This is a genomic window from Cerasicoccus frondis, assembly GCA_031296915.1.
In the GTDB taxonomy this organism is placed as follows: Bacteria; Verrucomicrobiota; Verrucomicrobiia; order Opitutales; family Cerasicoccaceae; genus Cerasicoccus; species Cerasicoccus frondis.
Window position 1 is genome coordinate 16,542 of sequence record JAVDPC010000043.1, and the last position, 21,233, is coordinate 37,774.

General features: G+C 54.8%; 30 protein-coding genes. 29 read left to right on the plus strand and 1 reads right to left on the minus strand.

The window, feature by feature from the left end; translation table 11 throughout:
• Window positions 1–91: 91 nt before the first annotated feature.
• The 5 genes from RBB63_RS22120 to RBB63_RS22140 all read left to right on the plus strand — a co-directional run bounded on the left by RBB63_RS22120 (window position 92) and on the right by RBB63_RS22140 (window position 3,226).
• Window positions 92–451: a phage terminase small subunit P27 family gene (locus RBB63_RS22120; protein ID WP_309387498.1), complete on the plus strand. Its 360-nt coding sequence runs from the start codon at window positions 92–94 to the stop codon at window positions 449–451.
• Window positions 448–2,151 carry a terminase large subunit gene (locus RBB63_RS22125; RefSeq protein ID WP_309387499.1) on the plus strand — a complete coding sequence of 568 codons (1,704 nt, stop codon included), beginning with the start codon at window positions 448–450 and terminating at the stop codon, window positions 2,149–2,151. Before RBB63_RS22120 ends, RBB63_RS22125 begins: the two co-directional genes overlap by 4 nt.
• Entirely contained in the window at window positions 2,148–2,333 is a 186-nt protein-coding gene (locus RBB63_RS22130) for a hypothetical protein (RefSeq protein WP_309387502.1), read from the plus strand. Before RBB63_RS22125 ends, RBB63_RS22130 begins: the two co-directional genes overlap by 4 nt.
• A gap of 139 nt (window positions 2,334–2,472) precedes the next feature.
• Entirely contained in the window at window positions 2,473–2,772 is a 300-nt protein-coding gene (locus tag RBB63_RS22135; RefSeq protein WP_309387504.1) for an HU family DNA-binding protein, read from the plus strand.
• 4 nt (window positions 2,773–2,776) lie between these two features.
• Entirely contained in the window at window positions 2,777–3,226 is a 450-nt protein-coding gene (locus tag RBB63_RS22140) for a hypothetical protein (RefSeq protein WP_309387505.1), read from the plus strand.
• A 6-nt stretch (window positions 3,227–3,232) separates the two neighbouring features.
• Here the strand turns inward: RBB63_RS22140 and RBB63_RS22145 are convergent, their stop codons facing one another.
• Window positions 3,233–4,510, minus strand: a complete 1,278-nt coding sequence (locus RBB63_RS22145) for a hypothetical protein (protein ID WP_309387506.1) — start codon at window positions 4,508–4,510, stop codon at window positions 3,233–3,235.
• Window positions 4,511–4,629: 119 nt separating this feature from the next.
• Between RBB63_RS22145 and RBB63_RS22150 the strand changes: the two genes are divergently transcribed.
• From RBB63_RS22150 to RBB63_RS22265, 24 genes are all read left to right on the plus strand, one after another.
• On the plus strand, window positions 4,630–5,877 hold the full coding sequence (locus tag RBB63_RS22150; protein ID WP_309387507.1) for a phage portal protein: 1,248 nt from the start codon (window positions 4,630–4,632) through the stop codon (window positions 5,875–5,877).
• Window positions 5,874–6,584 (plus strand): head maturation protease, ClpP-related, encoded by a 711-nt coding sequence (locus RBB63_RS22155; RefSeq protein WP_309387508.1) that lies wholly within the window; start codon window positions 5,874–5,876, stop codon window positions 6,582–6,584. Before RBB63_RS22150 ends, RBB63_RS22155 begins: the two co-directional genes overlap by 4 nt.
• A gap of 9 nt (window positions 6,585–6,593) precedes the next feature.
• Window positions 6,594–7,817, plus strand: a complete 1,224-nt coding sequence (locus RBB63_RS22160) for a phage major capsid protein (protein ID WP_309387509.1) — start codon at window positions 6,594–6,596, stop codon at window positions 7,815–7,817.
• Window positions 7,818–7,874: 57 nt separating this feature from the next.
• A complete protein-coding gene (locus RBB63_RS22165) occupies window positions 7,875–8,039 on the plus strand; it encodes a hypothetical protein (protein WP_309387510.1) in 165 nt (54 codons plus the stop codon).
• A gap of 3 nt (window positions 8,040–8,042) precedes the next feature.
• Window positions 8,043–8,471 (plus strand): phage tail tube protein, encoded by a 429-nt coding sequence (locus RBB63_RS22170; protein WP_309387511.1) that lies wholly within the window; start codon window positions 8,043–8,045, stop codon window positions 8,469–8,471.
• 81 nt (window positions 8,472–8,552) lie between these two features.
• On the plus strand, window positions 8,553–9,137 hold the full coding sequence (locus tag RBB63_RS22175) for a head-tail connector protein (RefSeq protein ID WP_309387512.1): 585 nt from the start codon (window positions 8,553–8,555) through the stop codon (window positions 9,135–9,137).
• 3 nt (window positions 9,138–9,140) lie between these two features.
• Entirely contained in the window at window positions 9,141–9,812 is a 672-nt protein-coding gene (locus tag RBB63_RS22180; protein WP_309387513.1) for a hypothetical protein, read from the plus strand.
• 12 nt (window positions 9,813–9,824) lie between these two features.
• Window positions 9,825–11,726: a hypothetical protein gene (locus RBB63_RS22185; RefSeq protein ID WP_309387514.1), complete on the plus strand. Its 1,902-nt coding sequence runs from the start codon at window positions 9,825–9,827 to the stop codon at window positions 11,724–11,726.
• 5 nt (window positions 11,727–11,731) lie between these two features.
• Window positions 11,732–12,307, plus strand: a complete 576-nt coding sequence (locus tag RBB63_RS22190; protein WP_309387515.1) for a DUF4376 domain-containing protein — start codon at window positions 11,732–11,734, stop codon at window positions 12,305–12,307.
• A gap of 4 nt (window positions 12,308–12,311) precedes the next feature.
• Window positions 12,312–12,764: a hypothetical protein gene (locus RBB63_RS22195; protein ID WP_309387516.1), complete on the plus strand. Its 453-nt coding sequence runs from the start codon at window positions 12,312–12,314 to the stop codon at window positions 12,762–12,764.
• Between the two features lie 4 nt (window positions 12,765–12,768).
• On the plus strand, window positions 12,769–13,458 hold the full coding sequence (locus tag RBB63_RS22200) for a hypothetical protein (RefSeq protein ID WP_309387517.1): 690 nt from the start codon (window positions 12,769–12,771) through the stop codon (window positions 13,456–13,458).
• 20 nt (window positions 13,459–13,478) lie between these two features.
• Window positions 13,479–13,649 (plus strand): hypothetical protein, encoded by a 171-nt coding sequence (locus tag RBB63_RS22205; protein WP_309387518.1) that lies wholly within the window; start codon window positions 13,479–13,481, stop codon window positions 13,647–13,649.
• A complete protein-coding gene (locus RBB63_RS22210) occupies window positions 13,646–13,822 on the plus strand; it encodes a hypothetical protein (RefSeq protein ID WP_309387520.1) in 177 nt (58 codons plus the stop codon). Before RBB63_RS22205 ends, RBB63_RS22210 begins: the two co-directional genes overlap by 4 nt.
• Before the next feature lies 1 nt (window position 13,823).
• Window positions 13,824–14,141 carry a phage head closure protein gene (locus RBB63_RS22215; RefSeq protein WP_309387521.1) on the plus strand — a complete coding sequence of 106 codons (318 nt, stop codon included), beginning with the start codon at window positions 13,824–13,826 and terminating at the stop codon, window positions 14,139–14,141.
• Window positions 14,141–14,602 carry an HK97-gp10 family putative phage morphogenesis protein gene (locus tag RBB63_RS22220; RefSeq protein ID WP_309387522.1) on the plus strand — a complete coding sequence of 154 codons (462 nt, stop codon included), beginning with the start codon at window positions 14,141–14,143 and terminating at the stop codon, window positions 14,600–14,602. Before RBB63_RS22215 ends, RBB63_RS22220 begins: the two co-directional genes overlap by 1 nt.
• A complete protein-coding gene (locus RBB63_RS22225) occupies window positions 14,602–15,003 on the plus strand; it encodes a DUF3168 domain-containing protein (protein ID WP_309387524.1) in 402 nt (133 codons plus the stop codon). Before RBB63_RS22220 ends, RBB63_RS22225 begins: the two co-directional genes overlap by 1 nt.
• Window positions 15,000–15,344: a hypothetical protein gene (locus RBB63_RS22230; protein ID WP_309387525.1), complete on the plus strand. Its 345-nt coding sequence runs from the start codon at window positions 15,000–15,002 to the stop codon at window positions 15,342–15,344. The genes RBB63_RS22225 and RBB63_RS22230 overlap by 4 nt, the downstream gene beginning before the upstream one ends.
• Window positions 15,345–15,346: 2 nt before the next feature.
• The gene (locus RBB63_RS22235; RefSeq protein WP_309387526.1) at window positions 15,347–15,556 is read left to right on the plus strand and encodes a hypothetical protein; all 210 of its coding nucleotides are present in this window, start codon (window positions 15,347–15,349) and stop codon (window positions 15,554–15,556) included.
• Between the two features lie 3 nt (window positions 15,557–15,559).
• Window positions 15,560–17,779, plus strand: coding sequence for a coiled-coil domain-containing protein (locus RBB63_RS22240; RefSeq protein ID WP_309387528.1), 2,220 nt, complete (start codon window positions 15,560–15,562; stop codon window positions 17,777–17,779).
• A complete protein-coding gene (locus RBB63_RS22245) occupies window positions 17,779–18,756 on the plus strand; it encodes a hypothetical protein (RefSeq protein WP_309387529.1) in 978 nt (325 codons plus the stop codon). The genes RBB63_RS22240 and RBB63_RS22245 overlap by 1 nt, the downstream gene beginning before the upstream one ends.
• Window positions 18,756–19,724 carry a hypothetical protein gene (locus RBB63_RS22250; RefSeq protein ID WP_309387531.1) on the plus strand — a complete coding sequence of 323 codons (969 nt, stop codon included), beginning with the start codon at window positions 18,756–18,758 and terminating at the stop codon, window positions 19,722–19,724. The genes RBB63_RS22245 and RBB63_RS22250 overlap by 1 nt, the downstream gene beginning before the upstream one ends.
• 79 nt (window positions 19,725–19,803) lie before the next feature.
• Complete coding sequence (locus tag RBB63_RS22255; protein WP_309387533.1) at window positions 19,804–20,085, plus strand: type II toxin-antitoxin system RelE/ParE family toxin; 282 nt, start codon at window positions 19,804–19,806, stop codon at window positions 20,083–20,085.
• Between the two features lie 9 nt (window positions 20,086–20,094).
• Window positions 20,095–20,382 carry a HigA family addiction module antitoxin gene (locus RBB63_RS22260; RefSeq protein WP_309387535.1) on the plus strand — a complete coding sequence of 96 codons (288 nt, stop codon included), beginning with the start codon at window positions 20,095–20,097 and terminating at the stop codon, window positions 20,380–20,382.
• Between the two features lie 265 nt (window positions 20,383–20,647).
• Window positions 20,648–21,124 (plus strand): GNAT family N-acetyltransferase, encoded by a 477-nt coding sequence (locus RBB63_RS22265; protein ID WP_309387536.1) that lies wholly within the window; start codon window positions 20,648–20,650, stop codon window positions 21,122–21,124.
• Window positions 21,125–21,233 lie beyond the last annotated feature (109 nt).

Sequence of the window (21,233 nt, forward strand, 5' to 3'; positions counted from 1 at the left end):
AATTTTCAACCCGGTATCAACCGCTACGTGCGTAGCTAAGGGGGCGACCTGCGAGGGCGTCAAGTAGATTGAAACTCAAAGTAACTTACACATGACAGATATTAAGGACATACCCGAGGCGCCGGAATGGCTTGGGGACATTGCGAAAGACGAATGGCGGAAGCTTTACGAGGCGGTGAGCGATGGGCATTTCCAGGCGGAAGACCATGCGCTGCTGAGTGAATACTGTGAGGCCATTGAAACCTCGCGCATTGTGACGCAGCAGTGGAAGGATGAAGGCTGCCCGGTCACTCACCTGAATTCCAACGGCACGCTGGGGACGCATCCGTTGTGGTCGGCGAAGCAGGCCGCGCAAAAGCAGATTGCGGCGCTGGCGACGAAGCTGCGGGTATGCCCGTATTCGCGTAAAGCGGTCACGAAAACTCAACCCTCGGCGCTGGACGAACTGTGAGCGAAGTTCATCAATATGCGCGTGATGTGGTTGCCGGGGAAATTGTCGCCTGCAAATGGGTGCGCTTGGCGTGCGAACGTCACTTGCGCGACCTGGAGCGCGACGACATCTACTTTGACGAGGACGCCGCCGAGCGCTTTTTCAAGTTCTGCCGCTTCCTGAGGCACTACAAGGGGCCGATGCGCGGGCAGGCGATTGAATTACTCCCGTGGCAGAAGTTCGCGTTTGGCTCGATTTACGGCTGGAAGTGGACCGCGACCGGCGCTTGGCGCTTCAACTACTTTTATTTGGAGATCCCCCGCAAGAACGGCAAAACGACGATCAGCGCGGCAGTGGCGCTCTACGATGCGGAGTTTGTCGAACGCACGGGCGCGGAGGTCTTCTGTTTGGCGACAAAGGAAGACCAGGCCAAGCTGCTTTACAATGACTGCTGCGCGTTCATCCGGCAGAGCCGTGATTTGGCCCCGCGCTACCGGATTCTGGATGGCAAAAACCTCGTTTACGCCGAGCGCAGCAACCGCACGAGCTTCATTAAGCCGCTGGGCAGCGACTCCAAACGCCTCGACGGGCTCAACCCGATTAGCGCTATCTGCGACGAGCTGCACGCCTGGCCTCACCGTGACCTCTGGGACGTGGTGGAAGACGCCTTTGGCGGTCGCGAAAACTGGCACATGGGCGCGATCACCACCGCGGGCACGAACACGCAGGGCATTTGCTTTGAAGAGCGCGAGCACCTCACCAAAGTTTTGGAAGGCGAGTATGAGGCCGACAACAAATTCGGCATGATCTACACCGTCGACGGCTGGGAAGACGCCGACAGCGACAGCAAGGACGACGTCGACTGGAATAACGAGGTGGAATGGGCCAAAGCCAACCCAAACATGTGCGCGGGCAAATCCGTGGCCTTCATGCGCGATCAGGCGACGAAGTCCGCGCAGGTTCCGGCGAAGCTGGCCACGTTTAAGACCAAGCAGCTCAATATCTGGCTGAATGCCGCCGATGCATGGATTACCCGTTCGGCTTGGATGGCGTGCAAGGGCGCTGAGGCGTCGCTGGCGGACTTTATCGGGCACAGGGTATATGCGGGGCTGGACCTGAGCAGTAAAAACGACCTGAGCGCGCTGATTCTGGCGGCCAAAATCGACGGCAAGTGGCGCGTTTCAACCCGATTCTGGAAGCCCAAGGACACCCTGGCCGACCACGCGCACCGCGATAAGGCGCCCTACGAGCAATGGGTGAGGGATGGCCACTTGCTGACCGTGCCCGGGCCAACCATCGATTACGCCTTTATTGCCCGCGAAATCGCCAATATTCACGCCGTTTGCCCCATCCATCGCGTGGCATTCGACCGCTGGAAGATGGACCGGCTCCAGCGCGAGACGGACGAGATCGACCTAGTGCTGGATTTGGTCGAGTTCGGGCAGGGCTTCAAGGATATGAGCCCGGCCATCAATGACCTGGAGGACTTAATCGCCACGCGCGGCATCAACCACGGCGGCAACCCGGTGCTCAACATGTGCGCCTCCAACGCAACCGTGGTCAAAGACCCATCCGAGAATAAGAAATTTGAGAAACGCAACCAACGCGGCCGCATCGACGGCATTGTTGGCCTTACCATGGCTATCGGCGCAGCCATGAAGCAGGAAGACGACACCGCCGAGCATTCAGTTTACGAAGAAAGGGGATTTATCGAGATATGATACCAGACGGAAAATTGCTAAGCATCAAAGAGCTGGCTGCAGAGGAAAACCTACCCTGCGAAAAGACCATCCGCAAATGGCGCAAAGAGGGAGCCCCATTTTGGGGCTACCGCTCGACCGTCAATGATCTGCTGAAGTGGCAGTTTGAGAGGACGGCAGTTTGCATCGAAGATACAGACTAGGCTATCATGAACTAACGAATAATGCTTCGTGTTTTTAACTACATCTTATTGGTTTAGGATTTTGTTGACAATGTGTGATGGTTAAGGTGTATCTTTCATGATCTAAAGAATACCCAGAAATTACTAAGGTTGTTATTCCATGAATAAAGCAGAGTTGGTCATTGAAGTGCAAAAAAATCTTGGTAAAGACGCCACCAAGGCTTCTGCCGAGCGTGCAGTTGAGGCTGTCCTCGATGCCATCAAAAAGGGCGTTAAGAAAGACAAGACAGGTGTTCAGCTTGTTGGTTTCGGCACATTTGCTGTTGTCAAGCGCTCTGCGCGTATGGGGGTGAACCCTAAGACAAAGGAGCGAATAAAAATAAAAGCTTCCAAGACCATTAAATTCAAGCCGGGCGCTGGCTTAAGGTCTATATTGGGACCAGGTCCTGGGGGAGGTTAAGGAAATGCCAAGTAATAGGTTTGATGATAGCGGAGATGGTGTAAAAGAACTTGAAGGGCTCTATAATTCGTGGTCCCTCAAATTGACAGAAGTTTGTATGCACGCATCCTATGCAATTATTGGTGCACTTTACGCTGCCTTTGGTTCTACTGGAAAGCTACTCGAGAGTTTTTGTGCAGTTATGTCCCTATTTCTTGTATTAATTGTCTTGGCTTCAAATGTTCTGATTAGAAAGTGGATAGTATCGCAGCTATTCGATAGAATTGAGTATGCTGAGGATGATGGAACTAGATGGGATGATGAATATAGTTCTTACACAACATCTGGTGGCCCTTGGCCATACACTCGTAAGATTGAGTTATGTGGAAAAATTCTAAGATGCATAAGCACATGGGGAGTCGTGTCCTCTGCAATTTTTTTAAGTGTAGCTCTTTTTCTTCAGTTGTTTTCGTAAAAAAGACTATACATCTGGTCCATCGAAGTAGTCCGGTAGCCATGATGCGACAGTTTTAATGGCTTTTGACCATGCTGTGTTGGTAGCAACTTTTGCTACCGATTTGAGTTTAGATTTAAGGTCGCTTTTTATTTCTTGGCCGATTTCTGTAATGGTTTCTTCCATGAAAGTGCTTTCATCGCCATTGGCAGCTTTCTCGATTTCATCCGCCAGCATCTCTGCTGCTTTGCGTTCGTCTTCTGTCTGACAATCTTCTTTCAATGCAGATCTGAGAAGTAAGCTGATATTGGTTGATTGGCTACTCGCCAGCGCAATCATCTCACTAATCTGGGCACGCATGGTGTCTATTTGCTTATCTTTGTCTTCTACCTGTTCATCTCTGAGCTGTAGGATTCTTCTCTGATTCTCTATAGTGGCATTAGCAATTGTTATTTCATTTACGAGCGCAATCTCTTCGATCTTGTCTATTGCGAAACGATCTATCGGAGAGTTTCCAGTAATAACGCTGCCATACTCTTTCAGCAAAGATTCAGTCTCTTGCTTGCACTCATCAGGGACTTGTATTTCCATCACAATTGTGCCGATCTTCGATTTGTAAACGCGCACCTCTGAGCTGATGTCTTGATTCCTGGTTTTGAGTAAATCACCAAAATGCTGCAGCATGCTGATCACGGCTTTCTCGGCTACTTGTGGAAACCTATTCTCTAATCGAATCGAGATCTTCTTCATCTGTGCCTCAAATGATTTTGATCTTCGTCGCTCCAGCGAAACATCCCTCTGTAGGACCTTCCTTTGCCATTGATACTGCACTGCCTCTAAGTGGTCTAGGTCTTTAAAGTGCTTCTTCAGGCACTTGTTGGTAGTGGCTTTTCGCAGTCTCGGCATTTCAAAGAGATTCCCTTTGTCGCCGCACCATGTGAATCCTTCGAAGCGTTTGAGCGAAAAGCAGAAAATATGGTTTTTGTCTGCTACTTCCAAGGCTTCCTTGCTGAATCCTATTTGTGAAACGTAAAACATAAGGCCGATGTGAAGTGCAGAATCGCATCTCATCTTGAATTTATACAGATCCGCTCCATTGGTCCGATAGCCACTTAGATTGAAGTCTGTAAGTGCCGAACGCTCATTCAATCGGTCTACAATTTTCAGATCGAATTTATATTGTCCTCTATGGTTCTCGATCAGGATGGGGGTAATGAACTCTACGTTGTCAAACCCGTGCAGTGCCTCTGCCATTCTAGCGACAGGGTCTATTATTTCATTCTTTAAGTTTACGTGCTTTGTCATGGTGGAACTTAAGGGGATTTGTATCGCTACCACACTCTACCACGCATTACCACCATTTACTAAACGTTACCAAATAGCCGTTTTGCGCACTTGAATCCCGCCGTCCTAGTTTTGGGGGTGTGGGATTTTTTAGCGCCATAGGAATTGGGAAGCGGCAGCCGAAGGCGGTTGCGGTGGGCGGTGAGCCGTCGACGCTGGCCAATCCTAATGATGAGCTACTGGACGCGATTTTGTCCGGGCTCTCGACGTTGTCGGGCGTGAAAGTGACCGAGCTTTCGGCGCTGGGGGTGGCGACGGTGTTTAGCTGCGTCAACGTGCTGTCGCGCACGGTGTCGACGCTGCCGCTCGTTGTTTACCAGGAGCGCAATGGCGAGAAGCACCGCGCGCCCGGGCATCCGCTTTATGACCTGATGAAGGTGTCGCCGAATCCAGAAATGACGGCGGCGGACTTTCTGGGCGCCACGATGTTCAACCTCGCACTGCGCAATGAGGCGTTTGGCTTCGTGTCGCGCAATCGGGGCGGGGAGGTCACGCAGATTGTGCCGGTTTTGCCCAAGGACATCCGCCGCAAGCGCGATGGCGGGAGTGATGGCAACGAACTGCGCTTCCATGTGAAGGGCGTTCCCTACGATGCCGAGCGCATCCTCGATATTCGCGGGCTGACGAACAACGGCTTGAACGGCGTGGACATGCTCGGGACCGTGGGCGAGGTGATCGGCCTGGCGCGGGCATTGCAGGACAACGCCGCCAAGTTTTTCGGCAACGGCCAAAAGATTTCCGACGTGCTGAGCACGGACAAGGCATTGACCAATGAACAGGTCAACCGGCTGCGCGAGCAGATGCTCGACCGCAAGCGCCGGGGCGACGACTACACCACGCTGATCCTCGAAGAGGGGATGAAATACATCACCCATCGCAGCGAAAACAAGGACAGCCAATTTCAAGAGGCGCGCGAGCACCAGGATAAGAAAATCGCCAGCCTGTGGGGCATCCCGCCGCACAAGGTGGGCATCCTCTCTGACGCGACGTTTAGCAACATCGAGCACCAGAACATTGAATGGGTGGTCGATTGCATCCTGCCGTATCTCGTGCGCATCGAGCAGGCGATGAACCTGCGCCTGTTGACGGCTTCGGAGCGTCGGCAGGGCTACTACGTGGAATTTCTGGTCGAGGGCCTTTTGCGCGGCGACGTGAAAAGCCGTTACGAGGCCTACGCGATTGGCCGCCAGTGGGGCTGGCTGAGCGTGAACGATATTCGCCGTAAGGAAAACATGAACCCCATCGAAGGCGGCGACGTGTATCTGACGCCGCTCAACATGGTGGATTCGCAAAACCCGCAACCGCAACCCGAGCAGCAAGCAGCATGAAGACCTGGTTTGAATTCAAGGCGAAGGCCGACGACACCACCGAGATTTTTATTTTCGACGAGATCGATCCGTATTGGGGCATTGGCGCCAAGCAGTTCATTGACGAGCTGAACGCCGTCACCACGGCCAACATCGATCTACGCATCAACAGCATTGGCGGCTCGGTTTTCGACGGTCTGGCAATGGCCAATGCCCTCAAGCGCCACGCGGCAAAGGTAAGGGTAACGGTGGAAGGCTTGGCGGCGTCCATTGCCAGCGTCATCGCCATTGCGGGCAACAGTGTCGAGATGGGCGACGGTGCGTTTTTAATGATCCACAACGCGTGGACCTTTGCTTGGGGCAATGCGAAAGAGCTGCGCAAGCAAGCTGACGACCTCGACAAAATAAACGAGTCCATCGTCTCCGCCTACGTGGCGAAAACCGGCCTCAAGCGCGATGACATCGCCGCGATGATGGACGCCGAAACGTGGCTGAGCGCCGCCGAGTGCGTCGAAAAGGGCTTTGCCGACAAAACCGTGGAGGGCATGAAAGCCGTGGCGCTGGCCAAGGATGCGGCCAAGGCCTTCCGCAACATCCCCGCCGCGCTCGTGGCCAAGGACGACGAACCGCCGCCCGCCCCGCAAAAGCAGCCGCCAGCCTGCAACCATTTATGGCGCATGAAACTGCGCGAAAAGCGTCAAGCGCTCATCGAACAAACCACCAACTAATCAAGCACAATGACCATTAGTGAGCTAAAGCAAAAACGCGCAGCACTCGTCAAAGACATGCGTGCGCTGCTGGATAAAGCCAGCAAGGAAGGCCGCGACCTCAACGCGGACGAAACCACCAATTACGAAGCCATGGAGGCCGACGTTGAAAAACACGGCAAGCAGATCCAGCGCGCGGAAAATTTGGCTGCACTCGAAAACAACTTGCAGGGCGGCGGCCAAAGCCCTTACCAGCCCGAAATCGAAGGCGAGGCCGACGAGCAAGAAGGCCCACGCGCGAGCAAGGGCTACAATCTGGCGTTCTTCAACGGCTATGGCCGTGTGGGCAAGAACGGCATGAACCCGCAGCACTTCGCCGCGCTCCAAGTGGGCACGGATTCCGAAGGCGGCTACCTCGTGCCAACCTCGTGGGAGCTGGATTTGATCAAGGCCCTGCCAGAAATGAACGTCGTGCGCCGCTACGCCCGCGTGATGGCGACTGCCAGCGACCGCAACATCCCGGTGCGTGGCTCGCGTGCTGGCTTTACCTGGATCGACGAAGAGGGCGCCTACGGCAAGGACGATCCGGCCTACGGCAATCTCGTGCTCGGCGCACACAAGACCGGCGGCATCATCCAGGTGTCCGAAGAGCTTTTGCAGGACAACAGCTACAACCTTGCGGGCGAGCTGCAAATCGACGCCAGCGAAGAGTATGGCTACATCGAAGAGTCCGGCTTCTGCACGGGCAACGGGGTGGGCAAGCCTGTTGGTTTGTTTGCCACTACTGCCGTTGCGGGCGCGAACGTCACTGGCTACCAGGGCGCGATCAACGCCACGCCGGTTGTTACTGCCGACGACCTGATTGAAACCTTCCACGCTTTGGCTAAGCGCTACCGTGCGCGCGCCGTTTGGCTGACCAGCGATGCGATTGCCAAGCAGATCCGCAAGCTTAAGGACGGCAACGGCCAATACTTGTGGGCGCCATCTCTGCGCGAAGGCGAGCCCGACCGCCTGCATGGCCGTCCGTTCGAGGTCAGCGACAGCGCGCCGGTTCCAGCAGCCGAAGGAAAGTCCATCATCTTCGGCGATCTGAAGTATTACCGCATTGTCGACCGCCTGGGCATGACGATGCAGCGCCTCAACGAGCTGTATGCGGAAAACGGCCAAGTGGGCTTCAAGTTCACCAAGCGCCTCGACGCGAAGCTGACGCTCGCTGACGCGATCACCTTCTTCCAACACGGCGCCGCCGCTTAACCCGGAGTGGGGCGCTTGGCAACAGGCGCTCCGCGTTCCACAACCAACATTAATCCAATGAAGACTGTTAAAATCACCGCCAAGCAATCCTTCGTGCTGGGCGACAAGAAACTCGAAGCTGGCAAGGACTACGAGGTGTCCGAGCTCGACGCCAAGCGCCTGCTTCGGCGCGGCTGGGTTGCGCACGCCTCGGAAGCGCCAGCGAAGGGAAAGGGCAAGTAAGCCATGGGCGCGCAAAAGGCAAAGGGCTCCAAGTTCTACTACCACGATGGCAACGACTTTGTGGAGGTGGGTGACGTGGTGAACATCACGCCCGGTTCCACGACTTCGGAAACCATCGACACCACCTACATGGGCTCGGCGGATGACTTCCGCGAATCCATTCCCGGCTTGAAGGATGGCGGCGCGCTGAGCGTGACCCTTCATCTTGACCCGGATGCGACGGGCGACGCGCAAAAGCACCACGTGCTACGCGGCCACGTCGAAGGCGATCAAAACGAACAATACCGCATTGGGTTCCCCGGCGGCCAACACATCACCTACACCGCAACGCCTACGGAGTTCACGCCTGGCGGCTTGACCCCCGAGGGTAAGATGGAGCTTACCTTTGGCGCGAAGGTGTCGGGCAAACCGGCCTGGGGGGCAGCTGCCTAAGTAGCGATTTTCTTGGTTCAGTAAACAGCAATGGCCTGGGCGCGCTCATCCGGCTCGGGCCATTCACCACTTTTTCAATTCGTGCAATTCACCCGCTACACCGAAGCCGACCGCGCGCAAGAGCCCATCACGCTCGAACGCGCGAAAGCGCATCTACGCGTCATCGACGACAGCGAAGACGACTTGCTCCGCGCATACATCGCGGCGGCCCGTGCGCATGTGGAGGCGCATTGCGGCATTCGGCTAATTGCGGCTACGGTCACGGCTTACGGCGCGAAGCTGCCCGCTGGCGGTCAGTCGATTACATTGCCCGTGGCGCCCGTGCTGAGCGTGGCCAGCGTGGAAACCCTGGCCGAAGGCGCGGAGGATTACGCAGCGCTGGATGCGGATGATTTCCGTCACCTCGAAGGCAGTAATCGCGTGCAGTTAGACGCAAACTTTGCATCGCAAAGCTTAGCCGCGCGTGACGACGCCGTGCGCATCATCTACACCGCAGGCTACGGCGCGGACGCGGGCAAAACGCCCGCCAGCCTCGTCACCGCGTTGTTGTTTCTGGTGGCGCATTACTTTGAAAACCGCGTGCCGGTGGTCATCGGCGCATCCGCAGTCGAGCTGCCGCTCGGCGTGCAGTCGCTGCTGCGTCCGTTCAAACAAATCCAAGTCTAAGCCATGGCCGCCATTAAAAAACGTATTCGTATCCCTTGCAGCTTGACCAATCCGAGTAGCGTGATTGACGACCTGACCAACGCCATTCCCGCTCACTACGCAGGTAATGACGTTGACTTCGAACTCGCTATATTCAGCGGGGAGGACTTGCAGGCAGCAGCAGACATTTCGCTGATCACCTTTCAGATTAAAGCGCTGGGCGGCGGGGGCGGCGCACCCGCTCCAGGTTCAACTGCATTGATGCAGGTAGTCGTAGTCAATGGCGATTTAGACGCTGATTGTGACGCAGACAGCTGGAATGAGGGCACTAAGCAGCAGGCCGTCGTAAGCTTTGCCGCCGATGATGTGATTAATGCTGCTGGCACTTATTGGCTGGTGGTCGCCATTACCGACCAGCTTGGCAACACCTCAATTGCCGCTGCTGGAAACATCAGCATCAAGGAAGATGGCTTTGGTAGCACCGACGACCCGGAGCCAATCGACAATTACCTCGATGCCTCAGTTGGTGATACGCGCTACCCGCTGCGATCACCGGCCAATGGCAACTACCGGATCAATGGCGCGGTGCTTCAGCTTATCGATCCGGACACCGGCCTTTGGCACGACCTCTTCGTTGACACCAACAACGGAACCGAACCACCACGCCTCCGCCTGGCCGACGTAGGCGAAGCCTAACTTTTCCAACCCATGAAACAACGCATCATCCTCGCCCTCGCATTGGCGCCGCTCATTGCGGCCGCGCAATACGTCCCACCCACCAGCAGCTACGACGTCGTCACCGTCGACGGATCCGGCGTCGTGCAAACGCCGTCCACGCTGTGGACCGCTAACGCCGCTAGCCTGGCTTCGGCGCTGGGCGGCAGCTTTTACACTGAAGCGGAAATCGATGATTTCTTCGACGATCCTTCGATCTCGAATGCGGATTCGGAGAACTGGTATGATTTTCTCGAACTGGGCAGCGCCTCTCAAGTCGGCATCGCTACGGTCATTACAGACTCTGACGCCAGCGTCGCCACGCCTGGCGCGGTCTATGACTACGCCCAGCCATTGGACGCTGATTTGACCACGCTTGCCGCTGCGAACAACAGCGCCACATTGGCCACGCTTAGTGGCAGCTACTACACCGATGCCGAAATCGACGCCATCGAGGCCGCTCTGGAGCGTTTGGACTATGGGCGGGCTTCGCGTCCAGGAGTGTGGCTTGATAGCTCAGTCCCAGCTACTTGCGCCCTCCCTAATGGCTTCGCTAATTTTGGCGCGGGCAGTTGGTCGATGGTGATTGATGTAGAGGTCGAAGATTGGACACCCGCAAGCACGGTTGCGCTCATCCGAACACATGGTAGCGGAAATAACCGGATTCTGATCAACATGCTGTCCGGCGGTGGTCTGAATATGTCCTATATCGACTCTGGCGGCAGTTCGACGCTCTTGAATGTCGGTGATTTTTCTGCGCTATCGGGAGCGCATCATTTGGTCTTGGTCGATGATCGAACCACACTAAGCCTGTATGTCGATGGTGTGTTGAATGACAGCGTAAGTTCGTCGGCAGTGGGTTCCATCGACCTCGGAGATAGTAATTCCAATGATGGCGATTTACGGTCCAACTCTGTTTTTGGGGATACCATTTACCGCGCCTTTGCAACTTTTAACGAAGAGCTCAGCAGCAGTGAAACCACCGAACTTTACCAGAGCGGCTTGGAAGCCTTCTTCGCGGCGCATCCCGCGTATGCATCGAGCACCAACCCGGCCGGAGACATCACACTTCCAACTGCGACCGCTGACAGCATGGAAACCTTTACTGACGCATCGTCCACTGGTTTCACGGCGGAAAATACCGCTGGCACTGGCACTGCGGGGTGGGTTTTGCCAGTCACCATAGCCGCTGGGACAACGCTAATTTGCGAGTTCGATTTGGACGTTGTCAATGAGTCGCCTCAGCTTGCCTTACGTTCCACGGTTGGGGGTGTAATATCTGTGGTCACTTCGGTAAGCAACACTGAGACGTTTACGACCACTGGCAGCAAATCAGTCGAGATTACGTCGACAGGAAACAGTAACGTGCTTTCGTTCTCGGAGGGCAATACGCCCTCATCGTTTGAAGTCAGCAATTTTACGGTTCGCGTTAAGGGCGTGGTGGCAGCCTATCCGCTGGATGAGGGAATCGGGTATCAAGTCCGCGACATGTCTGCCAATTATAACGATGGGCTGATTTCGGCCTCTGGATTTAGCCATTTGATTCCCAAAACATCTGGCTATATCCGAGCATTCGGCGTCGATGCCTACAACGGCGGATCGGGCAATGTAGAACTGTTGTCCAGCTCGCGGGATATTTTACCAACTGGAGCTGCACTAGTAACTGGCTGTAGCGTCTTAGGGGGCGATTCGGTTTCGGATATTGATTTCCTGCGATCCGACCGGTCAACAACCTCTGCTCTAGCTGATTCGACAGAAGCACTACCTGCCAACGGAGCCTTATTTTTAGCGCCCTCCTCAGCCCAGCGTTTAACGCGGAATAACATAGTAGTTAATTCCACAGACTCCGACGCCACAGCTATGGATTTCCGCGTTGATTATATACTCACCGAATAACAATCATGAGCACCCAACTTGACACCGTAACCACTAGCGGCCTGCACTTCAAAAAGGGCGGCGGCTTCCACAAACAACCGTTGCCAGTGCCCTTAGAGCCCGGTGCAAAGGACGGCGTTTGGCATCCCGAAACGCTGACGCTCGCTTACGTCACCGAAGACGAACAGGACGTAATCACTGAGCACGAGCTCGTCCTCACACAGCAGCAGATTGACGACGCGGCGGCCATGGTTGGCGCGTTCGATTTGTCCGCTGCACAGGCTGCCAAGCGTGACGAAATAGCGGAAGCCTGTGAGGCGGAATACTCGGCGGACATCGAAGTGGAAGGCATTCCGTTTCGGACGCATTTGGAGGCACGGGCCGATGTCAACGACCTGATCAACCTCTTAGCCCCGCTAGAAGTTTACGCGAACTACAAATGCGCTGACGGCGTTTTCCGCGACATCACGCGCGAGCAATTTCTGGCTGGTTATCAGGCAGCAATGGCCCGCAAGTCTGCCGCATTTACCAAGCGCAAAACGCTGACTGACGCCATCGACGCCGCCAGCACGCAAGCCGAATTGGAGGCCATTAACTGGTAATATCATGCCTGAATTTATCGAGATACCTGAGCTAATTCCACTTGGCCGCGATTGGTGGCTAATGGATGGTCGAGAAATTGTGCGTTGGGGTGAAGATGATGTAGACATCATCGAAGGCCCGATGATCACGGACGGACCAAGCATCCCGGTTTGGGCGCGTGCGGTTGTGCCTTGGCGTTCAATTCTGCTTTCAGGTCTCTGGCATGACGACAAGCGCGGCAAGAAGGGCATGGATGGCAAACCAGCGCGCAGCAATTTCGCGGTGGATGGAGAGTTCTTCGACCTCATCAAGCATGAAATGACTTACCGCCATCGTTACCCGGCGTTCAAAGCTTGGTGGACGGCGCTCATTTGCTACATCGCCGTGCGCCTTGGCACCTACACCAACTTTTCTGCTGACCCGCCCGAATGGGTCCGTCGGCGTGCTCAACAAGTAATCAATCAACGAAACATATAAACTCATGAAAACACGTATCTTAACTCTCGCGGCCGCTGCTGCCGCTGTCTCCATCTTCGCCGGTTGCTCTACAAGCAATCCAGTTGCCGAGCAATCGCCTGAGCAAACCGGCGCGGCTTACAATATGCCGATGCAAACCGATGCGACTGGCGCCACGCAAAAGCACACTGCAACACGTAACCTGAATAATCAGGGTGTGGCAACTTATCAGCTTTTGCCTAATGGCGCGATGGTTCCCATCGTAACCTTTGACCAAGGCATGAACTCGGACTTTGCCGCGCTGGCCGCCAAGGGCGTGACCATCGAGCAAGGTCTTTCTGTTCCCGTAAAGCTTGGCGGTGGTGAAGAGTTCCAGGGGCCGTTCGGGCAAAAGATCACGATCAACGAAGTGGATAAATCCAATACTGACGGCTACGCCGAGCAGTTGCAGGCGTCGATGGGCGGGCAAAATCAGCGCCTGTCCGAAGTCGCCAACGTCGTCAAAACAACCTACGAAGGCAAAGCCTTGGTAGTTGGCGCGTATTACGATGGCGTTGCGAAAGTCGGCGACAAAGTGAAGGAAATCAGCGGCCCAATTCTGGAAGCGTTTTCGCCTTACGCGGCAGCGGGTGGCGCCATCAAGCAAGTGGTGACCGTTTTCGACGAAAAGACGGGTGAAAAAACCACCGTAGTCGCCGACGTTACTGATTCCTAAACTTCAATCGGCTTAGACTCATGGGTAAATGGCAAATTTGGGCGCTCATTGGCGTGCTGCTGCTCGCGCTGATTCTGACCTACAACGTAGTGATGATTCTTCTCGGGCAAGCGCCGCCATTTACACCATGGGACGAGCTTCAGCTGTTGGCCGCTATCGCCATTGGCTACATCGGACGCGCACTCAAATGAACCTCAATCCACTCACAAGCATCTTCGACCGCGTGCTGCTGGCTGCCGCTGGCGGGCTGAGCCTGATGAACATCCTCATGCACGTGCAAGTGCTGGTCGGCATTGTGGGCGGCCTGCTGACCATCGTGCTGCTTGTCATCAAAATTCGCAAAGAGAACCGCTCCCCCAAATAGTATGAATCCCGGGCTTTTAGATCGGCGCATCACCATTCAGCGCGAAACGACTGCAGCGGACGAATTCGGGCAGGCGGTTGCGACGTGGAAAAACTGGTTGATCAACGTGCCCGCCCGGCGCATGGAATCACCTGGTAGCGAGCCCGAGCAGCAGAACCGCCAACGGTCTAAGCGGCGGGTGCTCTTCTGCATTCGTTACGTGGCGGGCGTCACGGATTCGCATCGTGTGGTGTATGAGGGGCAGACGCTGGAAATTTTATCGGTTATCGAAATCAAGCGCCGCGCGTTTCTGGAAATAACCTGTGAAGGCAACGGTTGATGGCAGTGGAATTTGAAATGACACTGACGGGCGACCTGGAGCTGGACAAGTTCATTGCCGGGCTCGCACAGTCTGGGCAGAACCGCATCATGCGCCCCGGAGTGCGTGCTGGCGCCAGCGTGATCAGCAAGGCTGCGAAGCAGAAGGCGCGTCGCTTCAAGCGCACAGGACAGTTGGCCAAAGCTATTGGCGTATCCAAAGTTAAGACGTATCCAGGTGGCGCGGTGTTTGCGGCGGTTGGCCCGCGCACGGGCTTTAAAATGATTTTCGAGGGTAAGCCCGTGAACCCTACGCAGTACGCGCACCTCGTGGAATTTGGCACGGCGCACAGCGAGGCCAAGCCGTTTCTACGACCGGCTTTTGACCTGGAGCAGGGCAGGGCGATTGCCGCCTCGCAACTGGCCGCCGTGAAAGCCGTTGACAAAGAAGTCGACCGTTTGCGCAAGAAAGGAACGCGCTGATGGCTGACGCATTACACGAAAAACTTTGCGCCAAACTGAAGGGCGACGCCGCGCTTAAAGCATTGGTGGTCGACCGCATTTTCCCGCTTGCTACACCGAAGAACACTGAGCGCCCGCTGCTCACTTATCGCGAAATTTCCGGCGTAATCGACCACGATCTCGACGGTCCTAGCGGCTTGCGCGAGGCGCGCTTGCAGCTAGACGCCTATGCGGAGCGCTACCGCGACATCATTGGCATTCGTCAGGCGCTCGATGCCCTGCTCGACAACTTTCGTGGCGACCTCGATGGGCAGGAAATTCAAGACCTGCGCTTGAGCTTTCCATCACAAGACCACGACCGCGAAGGCGAGAGCATACTTTTTCACCAAGTCATTGAACTCAACGTAAGCTATATTGCATGAAAAAATTCACCCACGCTTCACACTACCAGTTGAACACGGCTGGCTTTCAAATAACCGACCTCTTTGGAGTGGGCGCCTTTGCCACGGCTTGCGCCATTCTCTGGACTATCGACGAGGAAACCGAAGCGGAAACGCCGGATGCCTACGCCGAAGAACTCTGCGATGCAAAGTTTGGCGACATCATCAAGCGCGCCACGGACGCCGTTGAAGCGTATCTTGGCAAGCCTGACACCGAAGCTGGCGAACAGGAGGACGCCGACAGCGCCCCTTTAGCTGGGAAGAGCGAGTCGGTCAATGGATCGTCGAAACCGGAAGGCCCGCCGCCGAGTTCTGGCGGCTGACGGTGGGGCAGGAGCGCGCTGTATGGAAAGCCTGGCGTCGCAAGCAAGACCGGCAATTGATGCGCGATGGCGCACTGAAGGCCGTAATTGTCAACGCCATGGCCCGCCCGAAGCCTCCTGCGAAAGCTGATGACTTCATGCCCCGCAAGACACAAACACCCGATGACATGCTCGCGCTGATGATGGCGCTTTATCCACCTGAGAAAAGTTAAACGATGCCCACGCACACTGTAGGAAAGCTGAAGGTCGATCTCGTCGGCAATACTGGCAAGTTTGATTCCGCGCTGAGCAAGTCACGCGGGAATTTGCGCGCGTTCAGTAAAGAGTCAGCCTTTGCCAAGCGCGAGGTGGGCGGCTTTGGGCAGGTGATGAGCGCACTACCGAAATCGCTAGGTCCAGCAATTGGTCTGGCGGGCCTGGCGGGCGCAACCAAGGAAATGGTCAGCCTGGCAGTGAGCGCCGAGGAAACCGCCAGCAAGTTCAACGTGGTGTTTGGCCCGGCGGCGGAGCGTATGAATGCGCGCATTCAGCAAATGCGTAAAAGTATTCCTGCGACCACGGCGGAGCTACGCGGGATGACGGCGGAGATTCAAGATTTGCTCGTGCCGCTGGGGATTGCACCAGAAAAGGCTTTCGAGCTAACTGAGGGCGTCACGACTTTGGCTGGTGACTTGGCCAGCTTTAACAACATGCCCATTGCCGAAGCACTGGAGCGCATCCGCTCGGGGCTCGTGGGGCAATACGAGCCGTTGCTCAAGTTTGGCGTCGCGCTGAACGCAGGCACAGTCAAGGCGCGTGCTTTTGAAATGAGCATTGGCGATGGGCGTCGTGAGCTGACCGCTGCAGAGCGCGCCATGGTCAGTTATAAGCTTATACTGGAAGGAACGAGCGCCGCGCATGGCGATGCTGCGCGCACTGCAAATAGCGCGGCAAATAGGCAAAAGTTTCTTAAGGCTGAGATTGAAGAGACCGCAACAAGTATCGGTAAGGATTTAGTTCCAGCATATAGCCAGCTGCTAGAGTGGGGTAACGATTCGCTTGAGATGTTTAAGGCAAGTATCGGATACCTTGATGACTTATCATCCGGTGTCGCTGTATTCGTAAACGACATTACCGGACTTACGGAAAAAGCCATCGAGCCGATCCGCCTCGTGGAAGAAGATCCGCGTCAGCTGGAAGAGATCATTATAAAGCTGGGCACGCTCAAGGATGAGCAACTGCGCTTTGCCATCGAGCAGCTTAACCTTGCCGGGTTCAACGCTCAGCAGATTGGCGAGCTCTACCGGATGGAAGGCGACCGCTTGGCGCGCTACAAGGAAATGATCCAAGAGCAGCGGGCGAGCAAGGAAGTGGTCGACCAAACAGTGGTGGCCGTGGATGACCAGTCGGACAAGGAGCGCCAACTGCACGCCGAACGCATGCAACGTGAGCAGGAGCTGGCGGCGGAGCAGTTGCGCCGTGATAGCAACCAAGTTTTTTCGTTTGAGAAAATACGCTACTTACAGCAAGCGCAACTGACAGGTGATGCGGAAATTATCTTCCAGGCTCAGAACCGCATCCAATTTGAAGAAGACCTTGCGCAGCTAAAGGAAAATCAAAATCTGAGCGATGAAGAGGCACTGATGATCGCCCGGACGTTGGCGGAGCAGCGCGCCCAATTGCACGCCATGGAACTGCAGGCTGCCGCCGAGTTGATCGAAGCTAACCGCGTGCGCTATGAGCAGGATTTGAACGTGCTGCGATTGCGGGCGCAGGGTTTAAATGAGCAGGCCGACCATGAGGCGCGACGTCTGGAGCTTCTCGACGAAGCGCATCAGCTGGCCGAAAAACTGAACATCACTGAAGAAGCGGCAAAGGATTTAATTCGCGAACGCTTAAAGCTCGAAAAGCAGGCGACCGACGAAAAACAAAAGCAACTTGATTTGGCGAATGAGGCGGAAGAACAATTGAAGAATGCCTCTGGCTCATCGACGAGCTCCAACACGTCGTCCAGTTCAAATGCTTCATCGAGCCGAGTGAAGGTTAGCTTTACAGGAGGCGGTAGCGGATTGGGCGGCCTTGCTGGATTGAGTCCCGAAGTGCTGAGCCAACTCAGCAGTGCTTACACCTCTGCGAACTATCGACCCACAGGTGGGGCTGGCGTGGTTGAGGAAGTTTTAAGACGCGCCACTGAAGGTGCAAGCATGGAGCGAGTGCGTGAGCTACACGCCAACGCTGCTGGCAATATCTTCTTACCTGAATGGCGTCGCTCACAATTGGCGCACTCGGCGGCCAACGCGGTAAGCTATGATGCGCCTGGCATTTACTATAACGGAACACGACTTCCCACCAGCTCAATGAGTTTTGAAAACCTGCAACGTGAAGGCTTTGAGGCGATGATTAAAATTGCTGACGCCTTTGACTTGATCAGTGCGAACATTGGAGGAAGCAACTAATGGCATACGAGTCCAAGCATTACTTTGGGGGATTTCGACCGCTCTACCTGTTTGAAGAATTTGGCGACTGCTCGAATTACTTCATCGAAACGCAGGCCATCATTGACGAGCCATACTATACACCAGATCCTCTGTGGGAGACGCAGCTCGATACGACGCTGTCCGCCTTCAATGGCCGCGCGGATATTGCCAGCCGCGATTTTCGACTTCTTAAGCAGGAGCCCACGCCTGAGCCTCCCGGTCGTTTGCGCTTACGCGAGGTGTGGGGCTATGTGCCAGAGGAAACACACAGCGAGCCGGGCATCGCGTCGTTTTCCTTCCCTGGAATGGTCGACGGCATCACGCAAAATCTGAACATTGTAGGCGCACGATTCGTCGGCAAACGGGTAAAAGTGACGCTTTCGGGCGCCACTATTTTGACGCCTGGCTCCATGATTAGATTTTACCGACAACGAAATTCTTACGAACCGCCCAGTTGGCAACCATCAACCTCAAAAACTATTCCATGGTACTCAAACGAGGTTGTGGTGCTCGAATCCAGCGGGAACACCGTGACCGTTGATTTTCCCGTCATTAGCGCCCAAGTGGACAATAAAACGGTGACCTACAGCCGTGCATTTAAGCCGGAAACTGCGGTCAATTTACTCGCCAGCGTAAGCAGCAGCTACCTTGAACCGGGGAGATCGATTGGCGGCTTGAAAGGACGTGACCCGTTTTCATCTACGGCGCCCTGTGTGAATAACCACTCTTACTTTTTAGCCTTTGACTCGATTGCCAACCAGCTCACGCCCACCTTTAAAACGATTGGTTCCGATGGGGGCATTACCAATATGCTGGGCGTTGATTCGAGCCCAACTGTTTTGGAGTATCAGCGCATGATTTCGCGCGGGCAAATGATCACGCCCAATCCCCCGAAGCTCGAACGCCTCTATGGGCCGATCTGGCGACAGACCATCGCCGCTGTGCCCGCACAATAATGAAGCTGCCACGCAAGCGGGAGCATATTAAGGCATGGCTTCGTATGATCAAGCTGGGGCGGCAGGCGGGGATCATTGCCGACAGTCAGCTGGGGCGATTTTTTCCGCAGTGCAAAAGCTTTTCCTACAATGCCATTGTGCCGACAGGGCAGGGAATTGTCGGCGATTTTCGCTTATCAATCAACGACCGCTCAATATCTGACAACGGGCTTTCGACAACACAGCCAGCGCACTATGCGCACAATGAGCCTTTACCATTTGCCTCAGAAATTAAACTGGAGAAATACGCCACTGGGCAATCGCTCGCAAATAACAACTGGCTGATGACTTTTGATTATGGCGAATATGGGCAGTCTCAAATGGCCGGTGGGCGAAACGAAACGAAAAGTGTGGCCAGCAACTCCTATGATGTGAATGGCAAGTTTATGCCGCCGCTGCCGCCGCATTGGGAATATCCAGATGACATACAAAAAGAATTTCAACAGACATCGGAAAGTATCGTTTCTAATGAAATCAGCCTAGGAGGGCCATTTGATACGCTGCTCATTGCCTACGACTGGAGTGAATTCGATGGTGTCGACCTGGACACGCGGACGGAAATCACAAGCCCGCCGCGTGGGGTCGTAGTAGGCTGGGGGCGCGCCTCTGCCGATGGAGCCTACCTCAGTTGGGCCGGTGATGACACGTCGGCTTCAGGTTCAGAGGAAATAACGGTTAACTTCCAGCAACTTGCAACGGACTACCCCGACGTTTCGGCGTTCACTGTTTCATTGAGCGCATTCTGGTATCAAAGCACTGGATCAACTGGCCAAGTGCGCCTTCGCCTGCTGCCATTCCTCAACGGAAATCCACTAGCCGAGCAAAGCAAGGTGGTAACCATCAGCACGGAAGAAAGCAGTAACATCGACGGTGAGCACGTCGGCACAATTTCCTACGATGCCACGACACGGTTAGCGACGCTAAGTTGAATCGTCGCTTCGATAAAAAGTTACAGAAATTGTAATTTTGATATTTACAGAATCCGTAATTTGTGCTTTGATCGTTCCCATGATCAAGGGATTCGCAAGCAAGGACACAGAAAAGCTTTGGAACGGAAGCCGCTGCCGCTCAATTCCGTCGGACATCCAACAACGCGCCTTGCAAAAGCTCCGCTTTTTGGACGCGGCTGAAAGTGTCAATGACTTGCGGATTCCGCCAAGTAACCATTTGGAACAACTGCGCGGCGCTCGTGCAGGCCAGTGGTCGATTCGGATTAACATTCAGTGGCGAATCTGCTTTAAGTGGGAGGATGGCAATGCCCGCGATGTAGAAATTGTCGATTATCACTAAGGAGGAACTATGACTCAGAATATTACACATCCAGGTGAAGACCTGTTGAGCGTGATTGAAGAAATGGGAATCACGCGGGCACAGCTTGCGCGGGGAACGGGTATCCCGGCCTCACGCATTACGGAAATCATCAAGGGAAAGCATAGCATCACCGCCGAGCATTCGTTGCGCTTGGGGCGTTTTTTCGGGCAAAGCGACGCCTTCTGGCTAAACATGCAGCGTGGCTACGAGCTGCGAAAGGCAAAGGCCGAGAAAGGTAAAGACATTGAGCGCGAGGTTGTGCCGCTTTCGGCGTAAATTTGTTGCCAAATATTGGCTAATATCTGGCAACAATCTGATAATTGCCTTAAATTAAGAGGATGTCAACGGACTCATAATCCCTTGGTCCTCGGTTCAAGTCCGAGTGGGCCCACCATTTATTGAAGAGGCGTCGCCTGATTATTGGCGATTTACGCCAATCTATAGGATGGTGTTATGTGAAGCGCTGTCGCATCCTGTCTCAAGGGCCTGAATGCCGCAACCGCATCGCATTTGAATCGGGAACTCAACCTGGAGCAGATTGATGGATATACGACAGGCGCAACCAAGCGACGAAGACGCTATGTGGGAGATATTCCAGCGCGTTGTCGCGGCGGGCGATTCCTATGTGTTTCCACCCGACAGCGATCGCGAGCTTTTTCGCAAGCAATGGATGAGTTACGGCCCACTGGTAGCGGTTGATGCTGGTCAACTCGTTGGCACGTATATCATCAAGGCAAACCAAATCGGCTTAGGAGATCACATCGCCAACGGTTCTTACATGGTGCACCCTGACCATCATGGTAAAGGCATTGGCAAGCGGATCGGAGAACACTCGCTTCGGCTCGCCAAGGAACGCGGTTTCCGAGGCATGCAATTCAACATTGTTGTGTCCACAAATGTGGCGGCTGTTGCGCTTTGGCAAAAGCTCGGTTTTGAAATCATTGGCACGACCCCGCGGGCATTTCGCCACCCGCAGTTTGGAGATGTGGATACGCACATTATGTTTAAGAGCCTTTAACGACTACAGCGCATTCACGTACGAAAACCGCACTAGAGCACTTTTCATCTAGATTGGCCGAGTCAGGTGGGTTAGAGATTGGATGCAGCGCAAGGCGGCTTTGATTGAG

What these genes read in the sequence shown, in the direction of transcription:
- RBB63_RS22120 (WP_309387498.1), top strand. Translation starts at nt 92, where the DNA reads ATGACAGATATTAAGGACATACCCGAGGCGCCGGAATGGCTTGGGGAC.
- RBB63_RS22130 (WP_309387502.1), top strand. Translation starts at nt 2,148, where the DNA reads ATGATACCAGACGGAAAATTGCTAAGCATCAAAGAGCTGGCTGCAGAG.
- RBB63_RS22135 (WP_309387504.1), top strand. Translation starts at nt 2,473, where the DNA reads ATGAATAAAGCAGAGTTGGTCATTGAAGTGCAAAAAAATCTTGGTAAA.
- RBB63_RS22140 (WP_309387505.1), top strand. Translation starts at nt 2,777, where the DNA reads ATGCCAAGTAATAGGTTTGATGATAGCGGAGATGGTGTAAAAGAACTT.
- RBB63_RS22145 (WP_309387506.1), bottom strand. Translation starts at nt 4,510, where the DNA reads ATGACAAAGCACGTAAACTTAAAGAATGAAATAATAGACCCTGTCGCT.
- RBB63_RS22155 (WP_309387508.1), top strand. Translation starts at nt 5,874, where the DNA reads ATGAAGACCTGGTTTGAATTCAAGGCGAAGGCCGACGACACCACCGAG.
- RBB63_RS22160 (WP_309387509.1), top strand. Translation starts at nt 6,594, where the DNA reads ATGACCATTAGTGAGCTAAAGCAAAAACGCGCAGCACTCGTCAAAGAC.
- RBB63_RS22165 (WP_309387510.1), top strand. Translation starts at nt 7,875, where the DNA reads ATGAAGACTGTTAAAATCACCGCCAAGCAATCCTTCGTGCTGGGCGAC.
- RBB63_RS22170 (WP_309387511.1), top strand. Translation starts at nt 8,043, where the DNA reads ATGGGCGCGCAAAAGGCAAAGGGCTCCAAGTTCTACTACCACGATGGC.
- RBB63_RS22180 (WP_309387513.1), top strand. Translation starts at nt 9,141, where the DNA reads ATGGCCGCCATTAAAAAACGTATTCGTATCCCTTGCAGCTTGACCAAT.
- RBB63_RS22185 (WP_309387514.1), top strand. Translation starts at nt 9,825, where the DNA reads ATGAAACAACGCATCATCCTCGCCCTCGCATTGGCGCCGCTCATTGCG.
- RBB63_RS22190 (WP_309387515.1), top strand. Translation starts at nt 11,732, where the DNA reads ATGAGCACCCAACTTGACACCGTAACCACTAGCGGCCTGCACTTCAAA.
- RBB63_RS22195 (WP_309387516.1), top strand. Translation starts at nt 12,312, where the DNA reads ATGCCTGAATTTATCGAGATACCTGAGCTAATTCCACTTGGCCGCGAT.
- RBB63_RS22200 (WP_309387517.1), top strand. Translation starts at nt 12,769, where the DNA reads ATGAAAACACGTATCTTAACTCTCGCGGCCGCTGCTGCCGCTGTCTCC.
- RBB63_RS22205 (WP_309387518.1), top strand. Translation starts at nt 13,479, where the DNA reads ATGGGTAAATGGCAAATTTGGGCGCTCATTGGCGTGCTGCTGCTCGCG.
- RBB63_RS22210 (WP_309387520.1), top strand. Translation starts at nt 13,646, where the DNA reads ATGAACCTCAATCCACTCACAAGCATCTTCGACCGCGTGCTGCTGGCT.
- RBB63_RS22215 (WP_309387521.1), top strand. Translation starts at nt 13,824, where the DNA reads ATGAATCCCGGGCTTTTAGATCGGCGCATCACCATTCAGCGCGAAACG.
- RBB63_RS22220 (WP_309387522.1), top strand. Translation starts at nt 14,141, where the DNA reads ATGGCAGTGGAATTTGAAATGACACTGACGGGCGACCTGGAGCTGGAC.
- RBB63_RS22225 (WP_309387524.1), top strand. Translation starts at nt 14,602, where the DNA reads ATGGCTGACGCATTACACGAAAAACTTTGCGCCAAACTGAAGGGCGAC.
- RBB63_RS22230 (WP_309387525.1), top strand. Translation starts at nt 15,000, where the DNA reads ATGAAAAAATTCACCCACGCTTCACACTACCAGTTGAACACGGCTGGC.
- RBB63_RS22240 (WP_309387528.1), top strand. Translation starts at nt 15,560, where the DNA reads ATGCCCACGCACACTGTAGGAAAGCTGAAGGTCGATCTCGTCGGCAAT.
- RBB63_RS22245 (WP_309387529.1), top strand. Translation starts at nt 17,779, where the DNA reads ATGGCATACGAGTCCAAGCATTACTTTGGGGGATTTCGACCGCTCTAC.
- RBB63_RS22250 (WP_309387531.1), top strand. Translation starts at nt 18,756, where the DNA reads ATGAAGCTGCCACGCAAGCGGGAGCATATTAAGGCATGGCTTCGTATG.
- RBB63_RS22255 (WP_309387533.1), top strand. Translation starts at nt 19,804, where the DNA reads ATGATCAAGGGATTCGCAAGCAAGGACACAGAAAAGCTTTGGAACGGA.
- RBB63_RS22260 (WP_309387535.1), top strand. Translation starts at nt 20,095, where the DNA reads ATGACTCAGAATATTACACATCCAGGTGAAGACCTGTTGAGCGTGATT.
- RBB63_RS22265 (WP_309387536.1), top strand. Translation starts at nt 20,648, where the DNA reads ATGGATATACGACAGGCGCAACCAAGCGACGAAGACGCTATGTGGGAG.